The 20119-nt window shown below is 39.9% G+C and carries 24 protein-coding genes and 1 tRNA gene; 20 read left to right on the top strand and 5 right to left on the bottom strand.

All coding sequences use genetic code 11. From position 1 onward, the window contains the following. The first annotated feature begins 48 nt into the window (after positions 1-48). Positions 49-1056 carry a 6-phosphofructokinase gene (pfkA, locus tag QM859_RS03000; protein WP_414262078.1) on the top strand — a complete coding sequence of 336 codons (1008 nt, stop codon included), beginning with the start codon at positions 49-51 and terminating at the stop codon, positions 1054-1056. 65 nt (positions 1057-1121) lie between these two features. After that, the gene (pyk, locus tag QM859_RS02995) at positions 1122-2627 is read left to right on the top strand and encodes a pyruvate kinase (protein WP_414262077.1); all 1506 of its coding nucleotides are present in this window, start codon (positions 1122-1124) and stop codon (positions 2625-2627) included. Positions 2628-2932: 305 nt separating this feature from the next. On the opposite strand, the gene QM859_RS02990 is transcribed toward pyk, so the two are convergent. Both QM859_RS02990 and QM859_RS02985 read right to left on the bottom strand, forming a co-directional pair. Further along, positions 2933-3005 (bottom strand) — tRNA-Thr (locus QM859_RS02990). A gap of 105 nt (positions 3006-3110) precedes the next feature. After that, the gene (locus QM859_RS02985; RefSeq protein WP_414262076.1) at positions 3111-3860 is read right to left on the bottom strand and encodes a lysophospholipid acyltransferase family protein; all 750 of its coding nucleotides are present in this window, start codon (positions 3858-3860) and stop codon (positions 3111-3113) included. Positions 3861-3991: 131 nt separating this feature from the next. On the opposite strand from QM859_RS02985, the gene QM859_RS02980 reads away from it, so the two are divergent. The 5 genes from QM859_RS02980 (at position 3992) to galE (ending at position 10128) form a co-directional block, all read left to right on the top strand. Next, positions 3992-6328 (top strand): cation-translocating P-type ATPase, encoded by a 2337-nt coding sequence (locus QM859_RS02980; RefSeq protein WP_414262075.1) that lies wholly within the window; start codon positions 3992-3994, stop codon positions 6326-6328. 101 nt (positions 6329-6429) lie between these two features. Further along, positions 6430-7107, top strand: a complete 678-nt coding sequence (locus QM859_RS02975; RefSeq protein ID WP_414262074.1) for a tRNA (adenine(22)-N(1))-methyltransferase — start codon at positions 6430-6432, stop codon at positions 7105-7107. After that, positions 7094-7891, top strand: coding sequence for a Nif3-like dinuclear metal center hexameric protein (locus QM859_RS02970; protein WP_414262073.1), 798 nt, complete (start codon positions 7094-7096; stop codon positions 7889-7891). The genes QM859_RS02975 and QM859_RS02970 overlap by 14 nt, the downstream gene beginning before the upstream one ends. Before the next feature lie 16 nt (positions 7892-7907). Then, complete coding sequence (locus QM859_RS02965; protein WP_414262072.1) at positions 7908-9002, top strand: NAD(P)/FAD-dependent oxidoreductase; 1095 nt, start codon at positions 7908-7910, stop codon at positions 9000-9002. 106 nt (positions 9003-9108) lie between these two features. Further along, positions 9109-10128: a UDP-glucose 4-epimerase GalE gene (galE, locus tag QM859_RS02960; RefSeq protein ID WP_247912999.1), complete on the top strand. Its 1020-nt coding sequence runs from the start codon at positions 9109-9111 to the stop codon at positions 10126-10128. Positions 10129-10378: 250 nt separating this feature from the next. On the opposite strand, the gene QM859_RS02955 is transcribed toward galE, so the two are convergent. After that, entirely contained in the window at positions 10379-10582 is a 204-nt protein-coding gene (locus QM859_RS02955; protein ID WP_006148835.1) for a ferredoxin, read from the bottom strand. A gap of 45 nt (positions 10583-10627) precedes the next feature. On the opposite strand from QM859_RS02955, the gene QM859_RS02950 reads away from it, so the two are divergent. From QM859_RS02950 to pdxT, 6 genes are all read left to right on the top strand, one after another. Then, complete coding sequence (locus QM859_RS02950; RefSeq protein WP_247913000.1) at positions 10628-11119, top strand: SAG1386/EF1546 family surface-associated protein; 492 nt, start codon at positions 10628-10630, stop codon at positions 11117-11119. A gap of 8 nt (positions 11120-11127) precedes the next feature. Next, on the top strand, positions 11128-11799 hold the full coding sequence (cmk, locus tag QM859_RS02945; RefSeq protein WP_247913001.1) for a (d)CMP kinase: 672 nt from the start codon (positions 11128-11130) through the stop codon (positions 11797-11799). Between the two features lie 138 nt (positions 11800-11937). Further along, positions 11938-12276, top strand: coding sequence for a zinc ribbon domain-containing protein YjdM (locus tag QM859_RS02940; RefSeq protein ID WP_006152514.1), 339 nt, complete (start codon positions 11938-11940; stop codon positions 12274-12276). Positions 12277-12278: 2 nt separating this feature from the next. Next, positions 12279-12911 carry a Pr6Pr family membrane protein gene (locus QM859_RS02935; protein WP_247913002.1) on the top strand — a complete coding sequence of 211 codons (633 nt, stop codon included), beginning with the start codon at positions 12279-12281 and terminating at the stop codon, positions 12909-12911. Positions 12912-13048: 137 nt separating this feature from the next. Next, positions 13049-13924, top strand: coding sequence for a pyridoxal 5'-phosphate synthase lyase subunit PdxS (gene pdxS, locus QM859_RS02930; protein WP_045615501.1), 876 nt, complete (start codon positions 13049-13051; stop codon positions 13922-13924). Beyond that, positions 13925-14497 carry a pyridoxal 5'-phosphate synthase glutaminase subunit PdxT gene (gene pdxT / locus QM859_RS02925; RefSeq protein ID WP_247913003.1) on the top strand — a complete coding sequence of 191 codons (573 nt, stop codon included), beginning with the start codon at positions 13925-13927 and terminating at the stop codon, positions 14495-14497. Positions 14498-14530: 33 nt separating this feature from the next. Here the strand turns inward: pdxT and trhA are convergent, their stop codons facing one another. Further along, positions 14531-15178, bottom strand: coding sequence for a PAQR family membrane homeostasis protein TrhA (trhA, locus tag QM859_RS02920; RefSeq protein WP_006152533.1), 648 nt, complete (start codon positions 15176-15178; stop codon positions 14531-14533). Continuing rightward, positions 15168-15623, bottom strand: coding sequence for a DUF1836 domain-containing protein (locus tag QM859_RS02915; protein WP_414262071.1), 456 nt, complete (start codon positions 15621-15623; stop codon positions 15168-15170). Before QM859_RS02915 ends, trhA begins: the two co-directional genes overlap by 11 nt. 133 nt (positions 15624-15756) lie before the next feature. Here QM859_RS02915 and QM859_RS02910 point away from each other — a divergent pair, with 133 nt between their 5' ends. From QM859_RS02910 to trxB, 7 genes are all read left to right on the top strand, one after another. Next, entirely contained in the window at positions 15757-16257 is a 501-nt protein-coding gene (locus QM859_RS02910; protein ID WP_414262188.1) for a GNAT family N-acetyltransferase, read from the top strand. A 13-nt stretch (positions 16258-16270) separates the two neighbouring features. Further along, positions 16271-16762 carry a methylated-DNA--[protein]-cysteine S-methyltransferase gene (locus QM859_RS02905; protein ID WP_414262070.1) on the top strand — a complete coding sequence of 164 codons (492 nt, stop codon included), beginning with the start codon at positions 16271-16273 and terminating at the stop codon, positions 16760-16762. A gap of 12 nt (positions 16763-16774) precedes the next feature. Further along, positions 16775-17131 (top strand): Spx/MgsR family RNA polymerase-binding regulatory protein, encoded by a 357-nt coding sequence (locus tag QM859_RS02900; RefSeq protein WP_006148818.1) that lies wholly within the window; start codon positions 16775-16777, stop codon positions 17129-17131. A 156-nt stretch (positions 17132-17287) separates the two neighbouring features. Next, positions 17288-18088: an amino acid ABC transporter permease gene (locus tag QM859_RS02895; protein ID WP_223332766.1), complete on the top strand. Its 801-nt coding sequence runs from the start codon at positions 17288-17290 to the stop codon at positions 18086-18088. Continuing rightward, on the top strand, positions 18088-18831 hold the full coding sequence (locus QM859_RS02890; RefSeq protein WP_004253930.1) for an amino acid ABC transporter ATP-binding protein: 744 nt from the start codon (positions 18088-18090) through the stop codon (positions 18829-18831). The genes QM859_RS02895 and QM859_RS02890 overlap by 1 nt, the downstream gene beginning before the upstream one ends. 79 nt (positions 18832-18910) lie before the next feature. Next, positions 18911-19135: a DUF4059 family protein gene (locus tag QM859_RS02885; RefSeq protein WP_006152536.1), complete on the top strand. Its 225-nt coding sequence runs from the start codon at positions 18911-18913 to the stop codon at positions 19133-19135. 65 nt (positions 19136-19200) lie between these two features. Further along, entirely contained in the window at positions 19201-20112 is a 912-nt protein-coding gene (gene trxB / locus QM859_RS02880) for a thioredoxin-disulfide reductase (RefSeq protein ID WP_414262069.1), read from the top strand. The last annotated feature ends 7 nt before the right edge of the window (positions 20113-20119 follow it).

Genomic DNA, 20119 nt, shown 5'->3' with positions numbered 1-20119 from the left:
ATATGGTATAATCAGTTAGAATGTTAAAAGAAAAAGGAGCAAAACCAAATGAAACGTATTGCTGTTTTGACTAGTGGTGGGGACGCCCCTGGTATGAATGCTGCCATTCGTGCAGTTGTTCGTCAAGCAATCTCAGAAGGAATGGAAGTTTTTGGTATATATGATGGATACGCTGGTATGGTTGCTGGTGAAATTTATCCACTTGATGCTGCTTCAGTAGGAGACATCATTTCACGTGGTGGTACTTTCCTTCACTCAGCTCGTTACCCTGAGTTTGCAAAACTCGAAGGTCAACTTAAAGGGATTGAGCAATTGAAAAAACACGGTATCGAAGGTGTCGTGGTTATCGGTGGTGACGGTTCTTATCATGGAGCTATGCGACTGACTGAGCATGGATTCCCTGCTATTGGACTTCCTGGAACAATCGATAACGATATCGTAGGTACTGACTTTACAATCGGATTTGACACTGCAGTTACGACTGTAATGGATGCAATCGATAAGATTCGTGATACATCATCAAGTCACCGTCGTACTTTCGTTGTTGAAGTAATGGGACGTAACGCAGGTGATATCGCTCTTTGGGCAGGTATCGCAACTGGTGCTGACGAAATCATCATCCCTGAAGAAGGCTTCAAATTTGAAGATATCGTAGCAAGCATCAAAGCTGGATATGAACACGGTAAAAAACACAACATTATCGTTTTAGCAGAAGGTGTTATGTCAGCAGCTGAATTTGGTCAAAAACTAAAAGAAGCTGGCGATACAAGCGACCTTCGTGTCACAGAACTTGGTCACATCCAACGTGGTGGTTCACCAACTGCTCGTGACCGTGTATTGGCATCTCGTATGGGTGCACATGCTGTTAAACTCCTTAAACAAGGAATCGGTGGTGTCGCTGTCGGTATTCGTAACGAGAAAATGGTTGAAAATCCAATTCTTGGAACAGCAGAAGAGGGAGCTTTGTTTAGCTTAACAGCTGATGGTAAGATTGTTGTCAATAACCCTCACAAAGCTGATATTGAACTTTCTGCTTTAAATAAGAGCTTGTCTTAATCAACTTTAACTAATCTGGTAAAATGACCATAAAAGGTCGAATTATATAAAGGAGTCACAAAATCATGAACAAACGTGTAAAAATCGTTGCAACTTTGGGTCCTGCGGTAGAAATCCGTGGTGGTAAAAAATTCGGTGATGACGGATACTGGGGTGAAAAACTTGACGTTGAAGCTTCAGCTAAAAATATTGCTCAATTGATTGAAGCAGGAGCTAACACTTTCCGTTTCAACTTCTCACACGGTGACCACCAAGAACAAGGTGACCGTATGGCAACTGTTAAACTTGCAGAAAAACTTGCAGGTAAAAAAGTTGGTTTCCTTCTTGACACTAAAGGTCCAGAAATCCGTACTGAATTGTTCGAAGGTGAAGCTAAAGAGTACTCATACAAAACTGGTGAAAAAATCCGTGTTGCAACTAAACAAGGAATCAAATCAACTCGTGAAGTGATTGCTTTGAACGTTGCAGGTGCGCTTGACATCTATGATGACGTTGAAGTTGGTCGCCAAGTATTGGTTGACGATGGTAAATTGGGTCTTCGTGTTGTAGAAAAAGACGACGCAAGTCGTGAATTCGTTTGTGAAGTTGAAAATGACGGTGTGATCGCTAAACAAAAAGGTGTGAACATCCCTAATACTAAAATTCCTTTCCCTGCTCTTGCTGAACGTGATAACGCTGATATCCGCTTCGGTCTTGAACAAGGTATCAACTTCATCGCGATTTCATTTGTACGTACTGCTAAAGACGTTAACGAAGTTCGTGCAATCTGTGAAGAAACTGGTAATGGTCACGTTCAATTGTTCGCTAAGATCGAAAACCAACAAGGTATCGATAACTTAGACGAAATCATTGAAGCTGCTGACGGTATCATGATCGCTCGTGGTGACATGGGGATCGAAGTACCATTCGAAATGGTTCCAGTTTATCAAAAAATGATCATCACTAAAGTGAACGCTGCTGGTAAAGTTGTTATCACTGCAACAAACATGCTTGAAACAATGACTGAAAAACCACGTGCAACTCGTTCAGAAGTATCAGACGTATTTAACGCTGTTATCGACGGAACTGACGCTACGATGCTTTCAGGTGAGTCTGCAAACGGTAAATACCCACTTGAGTCTGTTCGTACAATGGCTACAATCGACAAGAACGCTCAAACTCTTCTTAACGAATACGGACGTTTGAACTCAGATTCATTTGAACGTAACTCTAAAACAGAAGTTATGGCATCAGCAGTTAAAGATGCAGCAAACTCAATGGATATCAAATTGGTTGTAACTTTGACTAAGACTGGTCACACAGCACGTTTGATTTCTAAATACCGTCCAAATGCTGATATCTTGGCATTGACATTTGACGAATTGACAGAACGTGGATTGATGTTGAACTGGGGTGTTATCCCAATGTTGACAGAAGCTCCATCATCAACTGATGACATGTTTGAAATTGCTGAACGTAAAGCAGTTGAAGCAGGTCTTGTACAATCTGGTGACGATATCGTTATCGTTGCAGGTGTGCCACTTGGTGAAGCAGTTCGTACAAACACAATGCGTATCCGCACTGTACGTTAATCTAACATTAAAAACCTATCATATCAGGCTTTACAGCTTGTATGATAGGTCTTTTTTTGTTTCATAAGATCCAGAACACGATTCGTTTAAGAAAAAAACTCTCTGGAAAAACCAGAGAGTGTGAGAGGCATCTCCATGTGAGAAACTGGTTCACACAATTTCTCAAGGTCCGCTCCTGCGTTATGACCTCCTTTGCGCAATTGTAGCTTTCGCTACATATCGACTCATCGCAGATTTTATTTTACTATAGAGCCAATACTTTGTCAAGAAAAAAACAGTCCCTAAAAAAGGAACTGATGAATTGATGCTAATTGCCGGGATCGAACCGGCGACCTCATCCTTACCATGGATGCGCTCTGCCTACTGAGCTAAATCAGCTTACTTTGAAAGTATACTATAGATTTAAGCTTTTGTCAATATGCTAATTAGTATGCTAACTCATTGGAAAAGCCCAAGTAATAAACTTGGGCTGTGAAAATTAGACTATTGTAATTTCTCTCTCTTTTTATCTGGGTTCCAAACAAAACTTGCAACAAAGGTAAAGAGGATTGTCAGAATTCCGATTATAATTGCTAGAATCAAGGCAGGGATACGGATGACCCACCACAGTGGATTTGGTTTTTTATTGTTGTGCCACTGTTTTGTTTCCTCATCCAGTCGTTGAAATTCAGATTGGATGCGGTCTGCAACTATCTCAATTCCCTCATCATTCATCTTTTTAATATCTGAGATATCAATCGGATTTCCGAAGTTCATATCAATACGTTCACGGCTGACAAGCCCTTTTAGAGTCATAGGACCAGTATAGGTAACAGGCATAATACGAACCTTAGCCATCTTTGCGATGAGGGCTACACCACCCTTAACATCATTGGAATGACGACTACCACTTGGAAACATAATCAGTGAACGATTGCTCTTTTTAAGAACATTAATTGGATATTTGATAGCAGAAGAACCTGGGTTATCACGGTCGATAGGAAAAGCACCACACATGCGAATCCACCAACCAAAGATGCGATTTGAAAAGAGTTCTTTTTTTGCCATAAAGACAAATTGCTTTGGTTTTGTTGCAAAAGCCATATAGACTGGATCCCACCAGGTACGGTGTGGCGCAACAAGGATATAGTTTTCATCTAAACTTGGAATTTTTTCAGTATTGTGAAAGTGAGCATTTCCATTAATTGACCATAGAATCAACATAACCAGCCCACGCAGATAAGTGTAAAACATGATGTCTCCTTCAGTTTTCTTTCTTTTATTATACCTTATCATACTAGGACAGGCAAATGTTTTTTGTTTAGGCGGAATAGCTTTTCATATGAAATTAGAAATATTCAAAAAAAAATGATATGATAGAATTTATGGATAAAAATAAAATAATGGGCTTAAGCCAATCAGAAGTCAAAGATCGTCAGAAACAGGGACAGGTCAATGATTTCCAAGCTTCAGCTAGTACTAGTACATGGCAGATTGTGAAGAGAAATGTCTTTACTTTATTCAATGCTTTAAACTTTGCCATTGCCCTAGCGCTCGCCTTTGTTCAAGCTTGGAGCAACCTAGTTTTCTTTGCGGTTATCTGTTTTAATGCATTTTCTGGGATTGTAACTGAGCTACGAGCTAAACATATGGTAGATAAACTCAATCTCCTGAATAAAGAAAAGATTACCACTATCCGTGATGGACAAGAGATTGCTTTAGACCCTGAAGAGCTTGTTTTGGATGATGTGATTCGCTTGTCTGCAGGGGATCAGATTCCAAGCGATGCAGTTGTATTAGAAGGTTTTGCAGAAGTTAATGAAGCTATGTTAACGGGTGAGAGCGACTTGGTGCAAAAAGAAGTAGAAGACTTAATGTTGTCGGGTAGCTTTCTTGCGAGTGGTTCTGTCTTTGCTCAAGTTCATCATGTAGGGGCAGATAATTATGCTGCTAAACTCATGCTTGAAGCTAAGACAGTGAAGCCAATTAACTCTCGTATCATGAAATCGCTAGACCGGTTAGCTGGCTTTACTGGGAAAATCATCATTCCTTTTGGTATTGCTCTCTTGCTTGAAGCCTTGGCCTTAAAAGGTCTGCCACTCAAGTCTTCTGTAGTCAATTCATCTACAGCTCTTTTAGGAATGTTGCCTAAGGGAATCGCCCTTTTGACCATCACTTCTCTCTTAACTGCTGTTATCAAGCTTGGGTTGAAAAAGGTTTTAGTGCAGGAGATGTACTCTGTTGAAACCTTGGCGCGCGTAGATATGCTCTGCTTGGATAAGACAGGGACAATCACCCAAGGGAAGATGCAGGTTGAGACGGTCCTTCCTCTTACTCCAGCTTATAACAAAGATACCATTGCTAAAATACTAACTAGTTATATGGCACACAGTGAGGATAAAAATCCAACTGCCCAAGCTATTCGAAAGCGTTTTGCGGGAGAGGTAGCTTATCAGATGATTTCTAGCCTTCCATTTTCAAGTGATCGAAAATGGGGAGCAATGGAGTTGGAAGGTCTAGGAACTGTTTTCCTAGGCGCACCGGAGATGTTGTTGAATGCTGAAGTTCCTGAAGCTAGAGAAGCTCTTGAACGAGGATCTCGTGTCTTGGTGTTAGCGCTCAGTCAAGAAAAACTTGACCATCACAAGCCACAAAAGCCATCTGATATTCAGGCTTTGGCTTTGCTTGAGATTCTAGATCCGATTCGAGAAGGTGCTGCTGAGACGCTAGACTATCTTCGTTCTCAGGAAGTAGGGCTGAAAATTATCTCTGGTGATAATCCAGTCACTGTTTCAAGTATTGCTCAAAAAGCAGGTTTTGCAGACTATCAGAGTTATGTAGATTGTTCGAAAATTAATGATGAAGAATTGATAGCCATGGCTGAGGAAACAGCCATTTTCGGACGTGTTTCACCTCATCAAAAGAAACTGATCATCCAAACTCTGAAAAAAGCAGGACATACTACAGCAATGACCGGAGATGGTGTCAATGATATTCTAGCTCTGCGTGAGGCAGACTGTTCCATTGTTATGGCTGAAGGAGACCCAGCAACTCGTCAGATTGCAAATCTGGTCCTCTTGAATTCAGATTTCAATGATGTTCCTGAGATTCTCTTCGAAGGTCGTCGTGTGGTCAATAATATTGCCCACATTGCTCCGATTTTCTTGATTAAGACAATCTATTCCTTCTTGCTAGCAGTTATCTGTATTGCCAGTGCATTGTTGGGACGTACTGAATGGATTTTGATTTTCCCATTCATTCCGATTCAGATAACTATGATTGACCAGTTTGTGGAAGGATTCCCACCGTTTGTATTAACTTTTGAACGAAATATCAAACCTGTTGAACAAAACTTCCTCAGAAAATCCATGCTTCGAGCTTTACCAAGTGCCTTGATGGTAGTTTTTAGTGTTCTCTTTGTTAAAATTTTTGGAACCAGTCAAGGCTGGACCGACATTGAAATTTCGACACTTTTGTATTATCTATTGGCATCGATTGGTTTCATGTCTGTAGTTAGAGCTTGCTTGCCATTTAGCTTGTGGCGTGTGCTATTGATTATTTGGTCAGTTGTAGGTTTCCTTGGAACAGCTCTATTCCCAAGAATCCAAAAATTGCTTGAAATTTCAACACTTACAGGTCAAACATTGCCTATCTATGGCATAATGATGCTCGTCTTTATTGTGATTTTCATACTGACAAGTCGTTATCAAGTTAAAAGATAAAGAAAGACTGCAATCCATGATTGCGGTCTTTTTTAGGTGCAGGATTGCCAGATAAAATATGGTATAATAAAGGGAAATAGAGTTTTTGAAAGTGAGAGAAGATGATTTCAAAGAGATTAGAAACAGTAGCTTCTTTTGTTCCCCAAGGAGCTGTTTTGCTGGACGTCGGTAGCGACCATGCTTATTTACCGATTGAATTAGTTGAAAAAGGTCATATTGAAGCTGCCATCGCGGGTGAAGTTGTAGAGGGACCCTATCAATCTGCAGTTAGAAATGTTGAAAGTCATGGCTTAACTGAGAAAATTCAGGTTCGTTTAGCCAATGGTTTAGCAGCTTTCGAAGAAAGTGACCAGGTCTCTGTTATCACTATTGCAGGAATGGGTGGTCGTTTGATTGCTACGATTTTAGAAGAGGGTTTGGACAAACTAGCCAATGTTGAGCGATTGATTCTTCAACCTAATAATCGTGAAGATGAGTTACGTAGTTGGTTACAAGAGCATGGATTTCAGATTGTAGCTGAAAGTATTTTAGAGGAAGCTGGAAAATTTTACGAGATTCTAGTAGTGGAAGCTGGGAAAATGAATTTATCAGCTAGCGATATCCGTTTTGGTCCTTTTCTATCTAAAGAACTTAGCCCCGTATTTGTCCAAAAGTGGCAAAGAGAAGCAAGTAAGCTCGAATTTGCCCTTAGTCAAATCCCAGAAAAGAATCATGAAGAACGTCAAATTTTAGTAGATAAAATTCAAGCCATCAAGGAGGTGCTCCATGAAAGCAAGTGAAGTGATTAAGCGTTATGAAACCTATTGCCCCCAAGAATTTTCTATGGAAGGCGATAGTCGTGGTTTGCAGATTGGTACCTTAGACAAGGACATCCAGAAAGTCATGGTTGCCCTTGATATACGTGAAGATACAGTGGCAGAAGCTATTGAAAAGGGTGTAGATTTGATTATCGTTAAGCACGCGCCTATCTTCCGTCCGATAAAGGACTTGGTAGCTAGTCGCCCTCAAAATCAGATTTATATCGACCTCATCAAGCACGACATTGCAGTTTACGTCAGCCATACCAATATTGATATCGTTGAGAACGGCCTTAATGACTGGTTCTGCCAACTATTGGATATTAAGGATACAATTTTTCTACAGGAAACAGGTCCTGAACGTGGCATCGGGCGTATTGGTAATATTAAACCTCAAATGTTTGAAGAATTTGCTAGTCATGTTAAGGAAGTATTTGGTCTAGATAGCCTTCGTATGGTGTATTATAAAGAGACTGATTTGCAAAAAACAATCTCAAGAGTAGCTATTTGTGGTGGCAGTGGGCAGTCTTTCTACTCTGATGCTTTAACAAAAGGAGCAGATGTTTACATTACTGGTGATATTTATTACCATACAGCTCAGGACATGCTATCAGATGGTTTATTGGCTCTAGATCCAGGACACTATATTGAGGTGTTTTTTGTTGAAAAAATTGCAGCGTTCCTGAATGAATGGAAGGAAGAGAATGCTTGGCCTTTAGAGGTTATCGCAAGTCAAGCGTCCACCAATCCATTCCATCAAATCTAGTTAGAAGGTAAAGACAATGAAAAAAGTTGCCATTGTAGGTGCAGGAATTGTAGGGGCCACAGCTGCCTACTATCTTTCTAAGGAAGCTGATATCGAAGTAACTGTTTTTGATTTTGGACACGGCCAAGCAACCAAGGCCGCGGCAGGAATTATTAGTCCCTGGTTTTCTAAACGGCGCAATAAGGCTTGGTATAAGATGGCGCGCCTAGGAGCTGATTTCTATGTAGATTTATTAGCTGACCTAGAAAAATCGGGTCAAAAAGTTGATTTTTACCAAGGTTCTGGTGTCTTTCTTCTTAAAAACGATGACTCTAAGCTAGAGGAGCTCTATCAACTGGCTCTGCAACGTAGAGATGAATCTCCCTTGATTGGAGAATTAGCCATTTTGGACCAAGCGACTGCTAGTAACTTATTTCTCGGTCTAGAGGGATTTGAACGTTTACTCTATGCTTCTGGTGGAGCTCGAGTAGATGGACAACTCTTGGTGACTCGCTTGCTAGAAGCCAGTCAAGTGAAGGTCATAAATAAAGAGGTCAGTCTAACCCCCCTATCATCGGGCTATCAGATAGACGATCAAATGTTTGACCAAGTCATCTTATCCACAGGAGCTTGGCTTGGCCACATCTTAGAGCCCTTAGGATATGAGGTAGACGTTCGTCCTCAAAAGGGGCAACTCCGAGATTACCAAGTGCCACAAGACATGGGAGCTTACCCTGTAGTTATGCCGGAAGGTGAGTGGGATTTGATACCATTTCCCGGTGGTAAATTATCTCTAGGAGCTACCCATGAAAATGACATGGGATTTGACCTAGCAGTTGATAGGAATTTGCTCCAACAAATGGCTGAAGTAGCAAGTTCGTTTTACCCTAGCTTAAAAGATGCAATGATAAGTGGTGAACGTGTGGGTATTCGAGCTTATACGAGTGATTTTTCGCCGTTTTTCGGACAGGTGCCAAACTTGTCAGGAGTATTTGTTGCGAGTGGATTAGGATCGTCAGGATTGACAACTGGACCCATTATAGGCTATCACCTAGCCCAAATGCTTCAAGGGGAAAATGGAGTCTTGGATCCAGCGGATTATCCGACTGAAAGATATATTAAAGAGAAATAATCGTAAACTTTTTACCTAGTTTTTACGATAGGATTAGGATAGCAAATGACTTTCCCTATCAAAAATGGTAAAATGAAAAAAATAATTTAAGAATAGAGGAAAAATGATGCAAGAAAAGATTTTGGTAACAGGTGGAGCAGGTTTTATCGGAACTCACACTGTCATTGAATTGGTCCAAGCTGGACATCAGGTTGTTGTAGTGGATAACTTGGTCAACAGTAACCGTAAAAGTTTAGAAGTAGTGGAAAGAATTACAGGAGTTGAAATTCCTTTCTACGAAGCAGATATTCGTGACACAGATACGCTTCGTGACATTTTCAAACAGGAAGAACCTACAGGAGTCATCCATTTTGCAGGTTTGAAGGCAGTTGGTGAGTCAACTCGTATCCCTCTTGCCTACTATGATAACAATATTGCCGGTACAGTTAGCCTTTTGAAGGCAATGGAAGAAAACAACTGTAAGAACATTATCTTCAGTTCATCAGCAACAGTTTATGGAGATCCACATACTGTTCCAATCCTAGAAGATTTCCCACTTTCAGCTACCAACCCTTATGGCCGTACCAAGCTTATGCTGGAAGAAATCTTGACAGATATCCATAAAGCAGATTCAGAGTGGAACGTTGTCTTACTTCGTTACTTCAACCCAATTGGTGCGCATGAGAGTGGTGACCTAGGAGAAAATCCAAACGGCATTCCAAATAACCTTCTACCGTATGTAACACAAGTCGCAGTTGGTAAGTTAGAACAAGTTCAAGTCTTCGGAGATGACTACGATACTGAAGATGGAACAGGTGTTCGTGACTATATCCACGTCGTTGATCTAGCAAAAGGACACGTTGCCGCCCTTAAGAAGCTTCAAAAAGGCTCAGGACTCAATGTCTATAACCTTGGTACTGGAAAAGGCTACTCAGTTCTTGAAATTATCCAAAATATGGAAAAAGCTGTTGGACGCCCAATTCCATACCGTATCGTTGAACGTCGCCCAGGTGATATCGCAGCTTGCTACTCAGACCCAGCAAAAGCTAAGGAAGAACTAGGTTGGGAAGCTGGACTTGGTATTACAGAAATGTGTGAAGATGCATGGCGTTGGCAAAGCAAACATCCAAATGGATTTGATGACTAATCGTTTGATTAAACAAAAAAAGAGGAAGTAATTCCTCTTTTTTTATAACTTTATATGTGGTTGAAATAAAAATTTGATTAGTGCTTAAGTGATAGAAAAATGTCTTAAAAGAACAGTTTATTGATTATTGAAATGCTGGAACAAATAAAAGTAAAATTGTATGAAAATAGCTAGCAAAAGACTATAATTTTCTAGAAAAATATGCTAAACTAGAAGGAGTGGAAATTAGAGATCGATGTTCCACCAAATTTTAAGATTCATCTATGATCAGAGCACGAGTAGGGCAATTTTTAACGGCTTCTAAAATGTCATCGTTGCAAGCAATTTCTCGCTCTAATTGCTCAGATTCATCGTAAAAACGGACGATACCATTATCATGGTAATCAAATAATTCTGAATAAGTTTGGCAGAGCCCACAAGCGATGCAACGTTCAGGTATAAGTCTAATCTTCATATTTATATTGTAATAAGAAACTAAAAAAAACTCAAGGAGTAAGGTATGGAAAAGGAACCGTGGCAAGAAGATATTTATGAAAACCAAGAAGAGGAATCAAGAACAGAACGCCGTCAACGAAACAAAAAAGGTTCAGGTGTCGTTGCCAATCGTATTTTAACGGTTCTAGCTATTCTCTTCTTTGTGATTGTTGTTGGGATGGTAGTCGTATTGGTCTACTTGTCATCAGGCGGAAGTGATCGCACTTCAGCTTTGAAAGATTTTTATGATTCTTCAGCTCCAAAAGTAGAAGAAGTTACAACAGTGGCTACTACTGCTCAGTCAACAGAGGCAACAGAAGCAGAGACAACTCAACAAGAACATACAGAGGCACGTACTGATTCTGAAGGAACTATTACTGTTTTGCCAGGAGAAGGTGAAGCAGCCATTGCGGCTCGCGCTGGAATCTCCATTGCTCAACTTGAAGCCTTGAATCCTGGTCATATGTCTTCAGGAACTTGGTTTGCAAATCCTGGTGATGTCCTTAAGACAAGATAGGAGTGACAATGAAAACAATTCAGATTGCGATTGATGGGCCAGCTTCCAGTGGTAAGAGTACAGTAGCTAAGATTATTGCTAAGGACTTTGGCTATACTTATCTGGATACAGGCGCTATGTATCGTGCGGCGACTTACATCGCATTGAGAAACCAAATTAGCCCAGATGAGCCATCTCAACTTCTTGAATTATTGGAACAATACCCGATTAGTTTTGGCCGCGCTGAAACAGGAGAGCAGCTTGTTTTTGTTGGAGATGTAGATGTAACAAATCCAATCCGAGAAAATGAAGTAACCAACACTGTTTCTGCTTTTGCAGCGATTCCAGCTGTTCGTGAAAAATTAGTAGCCCTCCAGCAAGAAATTGCCCGACAAGGTGGTATTGTCATGGATGGTCGCGATATTGGAACAGTAGTCTTGCCTCAGGCTGAATTGAAGATTTTTCTAGTAGCATCTGTAGATGAGCGTGCGGAACGTCGTTACAAGGAAAATCTTTCAAAGGGAATCGAAACAGATTTGGAAACTTTGAAAGAAGAGATTGCTGCGCGTGATTATAAAGATAGTCATCGTGAAACTTCACCTCTCAAGCAAGCTGAGGATGCAATCTATTTGGATACGACTGGCCTCTCTATTTTAGAAGTTGTTGAAAAAATTAAATCAGAAGCTCAAAAACATTTATAAGAACTATAGAAACGATGAACTGAATTTCGGTTTGTCGTTTTTTATCATAATTTGTCAAATAGTCTGTTTTAAGGTATAATAGTTGCTGTTGAAGAAAATTTGACAATCAAATAATCATAAATTTTTTAAGGAGATAACATGAGTCAATTACCAAATTGCCCAAAATGTAATTCAGAATATGTATATGAAGATGGCGCACTTCTAGTTTGTCCAGAATGTGCTTACGAGTGGAATCCTGCTGAGCAAGCAGAAGCAGAAGAAGGCATTGTTGCTATCGATGCAAATGGAAACAAACTAGCTGATGGAGATACAGTAACCTTGATTAAAGATTTGAAGGTTAAAGGTGCTCCTAAAGACCTCAAACAAGGAACTCGTGTGAAAAACATCCGTATTGTAGAGGGTGACCACAACATCGATTGTAAGATTGATGGGTTTGGAGCTATGAAGCTAAAATCAGAATTTGTGAAGAAGATTTAATCATGATTAAAAATGAAAAAGTAATATTTTATAGTCGTATCTTTTTATTTATAGCAGCCTTTACTGGTGTATACTTGGAGATTACCAAACGTGGTGGTTTAGGGATGTTACTCTACTATACAGTCCTCTCTAACCTTTTGGTTGTAATCTTTACAGGCTATCTTTTGATAAAGATGCGTAGTGGCGGTGATAGTTGGAAGAGTTCTGGGATTCTACGCCTCAAAGGTGGAGTCACCATGAGTATTATGATTACTTGTGTCATCTATCATTTCATGCTAGCTCCTTTAACGACAGATTTTTACCGTTTGGAGAATTTCCTTTGCCATTATATTGTCCCTCTCTGGTTTTTAGCAGATACAATTATTTTTGATAAGAGTCGTCAATATAAGTTGGTTGATCCCATGCTTTGGACTAGCCTTCCTTTGCTTTATATGATTTTTGCCCTCTTAAACGGTTTTGTTTTAAAGATGGATGTCCCTAATGCTAAGGATAGTCCCTTCCCTTATTTCTTTTTGAATGCTACCAAACATGGTTGGGGCTTTGTCTTTAAATGGGCAGCAACTATCTTTGTTGCCTACATGGTTTCAGGATATCTCTTTTATCTTGTGAAAAGTATTAAAAAATCTAAGAAATAAAAGTACCCCTATGTGGGTACTTTTTTGTGATAAAAATAATTGTACCCGGACAAATTGATTTATTTTATCTTGTTATGCAGTCTTTTTTACTTTACAATAAAACTGTAGCTACCAACACAACTATTGAGGAAGAAAAAATGACTGAAAATCGTTATGAATTAAACAAAAATTTGGCACAGATGCTCAAGGGTGGCGTCATCATGGACGTTCAAAACCCTGAACAGGCAAGAATTGCAGAGGCTGCAGGTGCAGCAGCAGTTATGGCTTTGGAGCGAATCCCAGCTGATATTCGTGCAGCGGGTGGTGTCTCTCGCATGAGTGATCCAAAGATGATTAAGGAAATCCAAGAAGCGGTCAGCATTCCAGTTATGGCTAAGGTTCGAATTGGACATTTTGTCGAAGCTCAAATTTTAGAAGCAATCGAGATTGACTATATTGATGAGAGCGAAGTTCTATCTCCAGCTGATGATCGTTTCCATGTGGACAAGAAAGAATTTCAAGTTCCTTTTGTTTGTGGTGCTAAAGACCTAGGAGAAGCCTTGCGTCGTATCGCTGAAGGAGCATCAATGATTCGTACAAAAGGGGAGCCGGGAACAGGAGACATCGTTCAGGCAGTCCGTCATATGCGTATGATGAATCAAGAAATCCGTCGCATTCAAAATCTCCGTGAAGATGAACTCTATGTCGCAGCAAAAGAACTCCAAGTTCCAGTAGAATTAGTTCAATACGTCCACGAACATGGGAAATTACCAGTTGTCAACTTTGCGGCCGGTGGTGTGGCAACACCAGCAGATGCAGCTCTTATGATGCAACTCGGTGCGGAAGGCGTCTTTGTTGGCTCAGGGATTTTCAAGTCAGGTGATCCTGTCAAACGTGCAGCTGCTATTGTTAAGGCTGTTACGAATTATCAAAATCCTCAAATTCTAGCTGAAATCTCTGAAGATTTAGGAGAAGCCATGGTAGGTATCAACGAGAACGAGATCCAAATTCTCATGGCTGAGCGAGGAAAATAGATGAAAATCGGAATATTGGCCTTACAAGGTGCCTTTGTAGAACACGAGAAAATGCTTGATCAACTAGGAGTTGAAAGTATTGAACTGCGAAACCTAGAAGATTTTCAGCAACACCAGAGTGACCTGTCGGGGTTAATCTTGCCAGGGGGAGAGTCTACAACTATGGGGAAACTGTTGCGAGATCAGCAGATGCTCATTCCTCTAAGAGAAGCTATTCTCAATGGGTTACCAGTCTTTGGAACTTGTGCGGGTTTAATTTTGCTAGCAAAACAAATCACTTCTCAAGAGGAAAGCCATCTAGCGACTATGGACATAGTAGTAGAGCGCAATGCCTATGGACGTCAGCTAGGAAGCTTTTATACAGAAGCTGACTGCAAGGGCGTTGGTAAAATTCCAATGACCTTTATCCGTGGCCCGATTATCAGTAGTGTTGGTGAGGATGTTGAAGTTTTAGCAATTGTGAACGATCAAATCGTAGCGGCACAAGAAAAAAATATGCTGGTAACCTCCTTTCATCCTGAATTGACAAATGATCTCCGTTTGCATCAGTACTTTATGAATATGTGTAAATAAAAAAAGAGGTTGGGATTTTTCCCAACTTCTTTTTTACATGTAATAAACAATAGCAATATATTGGAGAGCAGAGGCTGCTAGAATGAAGAGATGCCAAATCATATGGAAGTATGGTTTCTTTTTAGCATAGAATCCAGCGCCAACTGTATAGCAAAGGCCACCTGATACCATAAGACTCCAAAACATTGGACTTGTCTGACTGATGATTGCTGGTAAGATAGCCAATACAAGCCATCCCATGATGAGGTAAAGGATGAGACTGAATTTTTCATTGACCTTCTTGGCAAAGATTTTATAAAGAATACCGAAAATAGTTGTCCCCCATTGGATAGCAATAATGAGATAACCAAACCAATTATTCATCAGGGTTAAAACCACCGGGGTATAAGAACCTGCAATGGCAACATAAATCATAGAATGGTCAATAATTCGTAACACATATTTATGAGTTGAACCATAAGCCATAGAATGATAAATAGTTGATGATAAGAACATGAGAAAGAGACTGATGACGAAGATGGAAACACCGATAGACGATAAGAAACCATGCACCTCATAACTATAGGTTGATGAAATAGGAAGTAGGATGAGCATGATAAATGCTCCTACAGCATGGGTGACACTGTTGGCAATTTCTTCTCCAAAACTAAGTCGTTTACTAAGTTTGAAACTAGTATTCATTTGTTTCCTCCTTTTCGGTTTCTGTATGGACTAGTGCAAGTGTTTGATGATAGAGTTTGACAGTTTGGCAGCTTGCCTGGATAATGGGATTAGCTGGATCAATATCTTCATTCATATAGTCCACAAAAGCATTGTAAAGTTCTTCTGAATTAGTGTCTGTATGTAGGGTATTAAGGGTTTGAGCAATTTCTTGGATAGAAAAAACAGACTTGAGAGTGGTAATAGCAATCAATCGTGCGATTTGTTTGCGTTGGTATTTTTTCTTTTCAGGTTTACTGATATAACCGTGTTTGACATAGTTGTTCACCATGGATGCTGTCAAACCTTTCTCCTTGTCAGGAGAAGCTGGAGGACAGATTTGATTGACATAGAGCAGAACCTGGTCCAGATAGAGATTGATACTTGGAATTTCTTCCCATTTTGGATAGGAAAAAGTGGTATTCATTTTCAACTCCTTTTTATCTAGTTTTAATAACTAGATTATAAAATATTAGAAATAATAAGTCAAGTTTCAAGTGCTTGTAGAAAGAAATAATTTATGCTATGATGAGAGAAATAGTATGAAAAGAGGATAAATGATGGAGATTCGCTTAGCATTTCCAAACGAAGTTGATGCAATTATGCAAGTGATTGAGGGAGCCAAGAAATATTTGGCAGAAGCTGGTAGCACTCAGTGGCAAAACGGCTACCCAGATGCAGATACCATAATTGAAGATATTATCTCTGGTCAAGCTTATGTAGCCCTAGACGAAGGGGACCTCTTAGCTTATGCAGCAGTGACTAAGAGCCCAGAAAAAGCTTATGAAGCAATTTATGATGGCAACTGGGAGGGAAATGAAGCAGAATACTTAGTATTTCACCGTATTGCTGTTGCTAGAGACGCGCAAGGTCAAGGTGTTGCTCAGACCTTTTTAGAAGGCTTGATTGAAGGCTTCGATTACCTAGATTTTCGTTCAGATACGCACGCTAAGAACAAGGCTATGCAGCATATTTTTGAAAAGCTTGGATTCAAACAGGTTGGTAAAGTTCCAGTAGACGGGGAACGCTTGGCCTATCAAAAATTAAAATCAAATGTCTAAGAAGCATGTAAAGATGCTATACAAGTCACCGATTGGTCCCCTATCTCTGGTAGCAGATGACCACTATTTGTTTGGGATATGGATTGAAGAAGAGAGCGATTTTGAGAAGGGATTATCTGAAAATGATGTAACTGTTGTTGAGAGTCATCCCATTTTAAATCAAATTACTTCCTATTTAGAGACTTATTTTAAGGGGCAAGATCAAGACTTATCTGAATTACCTTTAGCTCCTGTCGGTAGTGACTTTGAAAAAAGAGTCTGGAACTACTTGCGGGGAATTCCTTTTGGTCAGACAGTTACTTATGGGCAAATAGCTAAGGACTTGCAGGTGGCTTCTGCTCAAGCAGTCGGAGGAGCAGTAAGTCGCAATCCCTGGTCTATCCTTGTACCCTGTCACCGTGTGCTAGGTGCTGGAGGACGTCTGACAGGCTATGCTTGGGGACTCGAAAAGAAGGCTTGGCTCTTGAGGCATGAAGGTGCAAGTTATCAAGAAAATAAAAAATAGAAAGAGAAGAAAATGTTAGAATTTATCGAATATCCAAAATGTACAACTTGTAAAAAAGCTAAGAAAGAATTAGATCAACTCGGACTAGAATATAAAGACGTTCATATCGTTGAAGAGACTCCGAGTGAAAAGGTCATTTTAAACTGGCTCGAAACTTCGGGATTTGAATTGAAGCAATTTTTCAATACTAGTGGTATCAAATACCGTGAACTGGGTTTGAAAGATAAAGTTGGAACATTGTCAAACAAAGAAGCAGCCAAACTCTTGGCCAGTGATGGTATGCTGTTGAAACGTCCGATACTAGTTGAAAATGGACTTGTAAAACAAATTGGCTATCGTAAATCATACAATAATTTGGATTTGAATTAGTTTTTTTCTATCTCCTTGATAGATAATATATATAACCTCCCACTTTTAAAGTATGATACACTAGAAGGTAGATGAAATCTGATATGCTCGTAGCAAATATTTTTAATTAGAGCATAAGTATGATAGAATGAATCATTATCTTGAGAGGATGTTTCTATGAATGTTACAACGATTTTAGCATCTGATTGGTATCAAAATTTGATGCAATATATTCCAGATGGCAAACTTTTTAGTTGGCGTTCTGTCTTTGATGGGATCCCAAGAATTGTACAGCAATTACCTACAACATTGATGTTAACGGTATTTGGTGCCTTTTTTGGTATCATGCTAGCCCTAATCTTTGCTATCGTTAAAATCAACCGAGTTAGATTTATATACCCATTACAAGCCTTTTTTGTAAGTTTCTTAAAAGGAACTCCAATTTTAGTTCAACTAATGTTGACTTATTATGGGATTCCATTAGCTTTGAAAGCCTTGAATCAACAATGGGGAACTTCTCTGAACATTAATGCTATTCCAGCAGCAACATTTGCGATTGTGGCTTTTGCTTTTAACGAGGCGGCCTATGCTAGTGAAACCATCCGTGCAGCAATTCTTTCTGTAAATCCTGGTGAGATTGAAGCTGCTCGTAGTCTTGGTATGACACGTGCGCAAGTTTATCGTCGTGTGATTATTCCCAATGCAGCAGTAGTTGCAACACCAACCTTGATTAACTCTTTGATTGGCTTGACCAAGGGGACTTCCCTAGCCTTCAGTGCAGGTGTTGTAGAAGTCTTTGCCCAAGCTCAGATTTTGGGTGGTGCAGACTATCGTTACTTTGAACGTTTTATCTCAGTTGCCCTTGTCTACTGGGTGGTAAATATCGTTATTGAAAATCTTGGCCGTTTCATTGAAAGAAAAATGGCTATTACAGCACCAGATAATGTTGAGACAGATGTGAAAGGAGAGCTTCGCTAATGATTAAAATTTCAAATTTAAGCAAATCCTTTTCAGGTCAAACCGTTCTGGATCATCTGAACTTAGATATTCAAAAAGGAGAAGTTGTTGCCTTAATCGGTTCTTCAGGAGCTGGGAAATCAACTTTTCTTCGTAGCCTAAACTATCTAGAAACTCCTGATAGTGGAAGTATTCAGATTGATGATTTCAAAGTTGATTTTTCTCAAATTACGCAAGAAGAAATTCTAACTCTTCGTCGCAAACTATCGATGGTTTTCCAACAGTTTAATTTATTTGAGCGTAGAACAGCGCTAGACAATGTTAAAGAAGGCTTGGTGGTCGTTAAAAAACTATCGGACGAAGAAGCGACTGAAATTGCTAAGGAAGAGCTAGCTAAGGTTGGACTTTCTGATCGTGAACAGCATTATCCGCGTCACTTGTCAGGGGGGCAAAAACAACGGGTAGCTATAGCGCGTGCCCTAGCCATGAAACCAGACGTCTTACTCTTGGATGAACCAACTTCAGCACTGGATCCAGAATTGGTGGGTGAGGTAGAAAGATCGATTGCCAATGCTGCAAAATCAGGTCAAACCATGGTTTTGGTTAGTCACGATATGTCGTTTGTTGCTCAAGTAGCTGACAAGGTTTTATTCTTGGATAAAGGAAAGATTATTGAATCTGGAACACCGGATGAGATTATCAACCATCCCAAAGAAGAACGAACAAAAGAGTTCTTTGCTAGTTACAAACGGACCTATATCTGATATAATAGAAGATAAGAAAAACTCAGTTGGCTAAGCTAACTGGGTTTGCTCTTTAAAAATAATAGAAATGAGAGAGAGTATGCTAGTTCAGCTATTTGCTTTGTATTTAGAGAGTTTGGTGTTGACGATTTTACTAGTCTTGGTTGTCTTAGGGATTTGGATTGGTTTAAGAGCTCTATCAGGTGTGGATAAAACTGCTAAGGAGCGTCAGGCTCACCTCTATGATATGATTATGATTGGAGTTCTAACAATTCCAGTATTGTCTTTTGCAACCATGAGCATCTTGTTGGTTCTCAAGGCTTAATAGTTGTCAAATAGGATTATATCCGTTAGAATAAGAATAGTTACAACAAGAAAGAAGGAAATAGAATGTACGATACGATTATTATCGGTGCAGGTCCTGCTGGGATGACTGCAGCCTTGTATGCAGCTCGCAGCAATCTCAAAGTAGCTTTGATTGAAGGTGGTCTTCCTGGCGGTCAGATGAACAATACTTCTGACATTGAAAACTATCCAGGTTATGCTAACATTAGTGGACCTGAGTTAGCAGAAAAGATGTTTGAACCTCTTGAAAATCTAGGTGTTGAACATCTCTATGGCTTTGTAAAAAATATTGAGGACCATGGTGATGTTAAGAAAGTAATAACAGACAATGAAGAATTTGGAACTCGCACAGTTATCGTAGCGACTGGTTCAAAACATCGCCTCTTAGGAGTTCCAGGAGAAGAAGAACTGAATAGTCGTGGAGTTTCCTACTGTGCGGTTTGTGATGGAGCCTTTTTCCGTGACCAAGATTTGTTGGTTGTAGGTGGTGGTGACTCAGCGGTTGAGGAAGCAATCTTCTTAACACAGTTTGCCAAAACTGTAACCATCGTTCACCGTCGAGATGAGCTTCGTGCTCAAAAAGTCTTGCAAGACCGCGCCTTTGCCAATGATAAAATCAACTTCATTTGGGATTCTGTTGTCAAAGAAATCAAGGGTGAAAACCGTGTGGAGTCAGTTGTCATTGAAAATGTTAAAACAAATCAAGTGACTGAACATGCCTTTGGAGGTGTCTTCATCTATGTTGGTTTAGATCCAGTTAGCGATTTTACAAAAGATTTACAAATCCAAGATGAGTCAGGTTGGATTGTGACAGATGACCACATGAAGACAAGTGTTGCAGGTGTCTTTGCAGTTGGAGATGTTCGTCAGAAAGACCTTCGCCAAGTTACAACAGCAGTTGGAGATGGTGCTATTGCAGGTCAAGAAGCCTATAAATATATTACTGAACACAGTTAAAAAGGCG

The organism is Streptococcus infantis (assembly GCF_047463175.1).
Classification (GTDB): domain Bacteria; phylum Bacillota; class Bacilli; order Lactobacillales; family Streptococcaceae; genus Streptococcus; species Streptococcus infantis_AC.
This window is presented reverse-complemented; position numbering and strand designations above follow the sequence as displayed.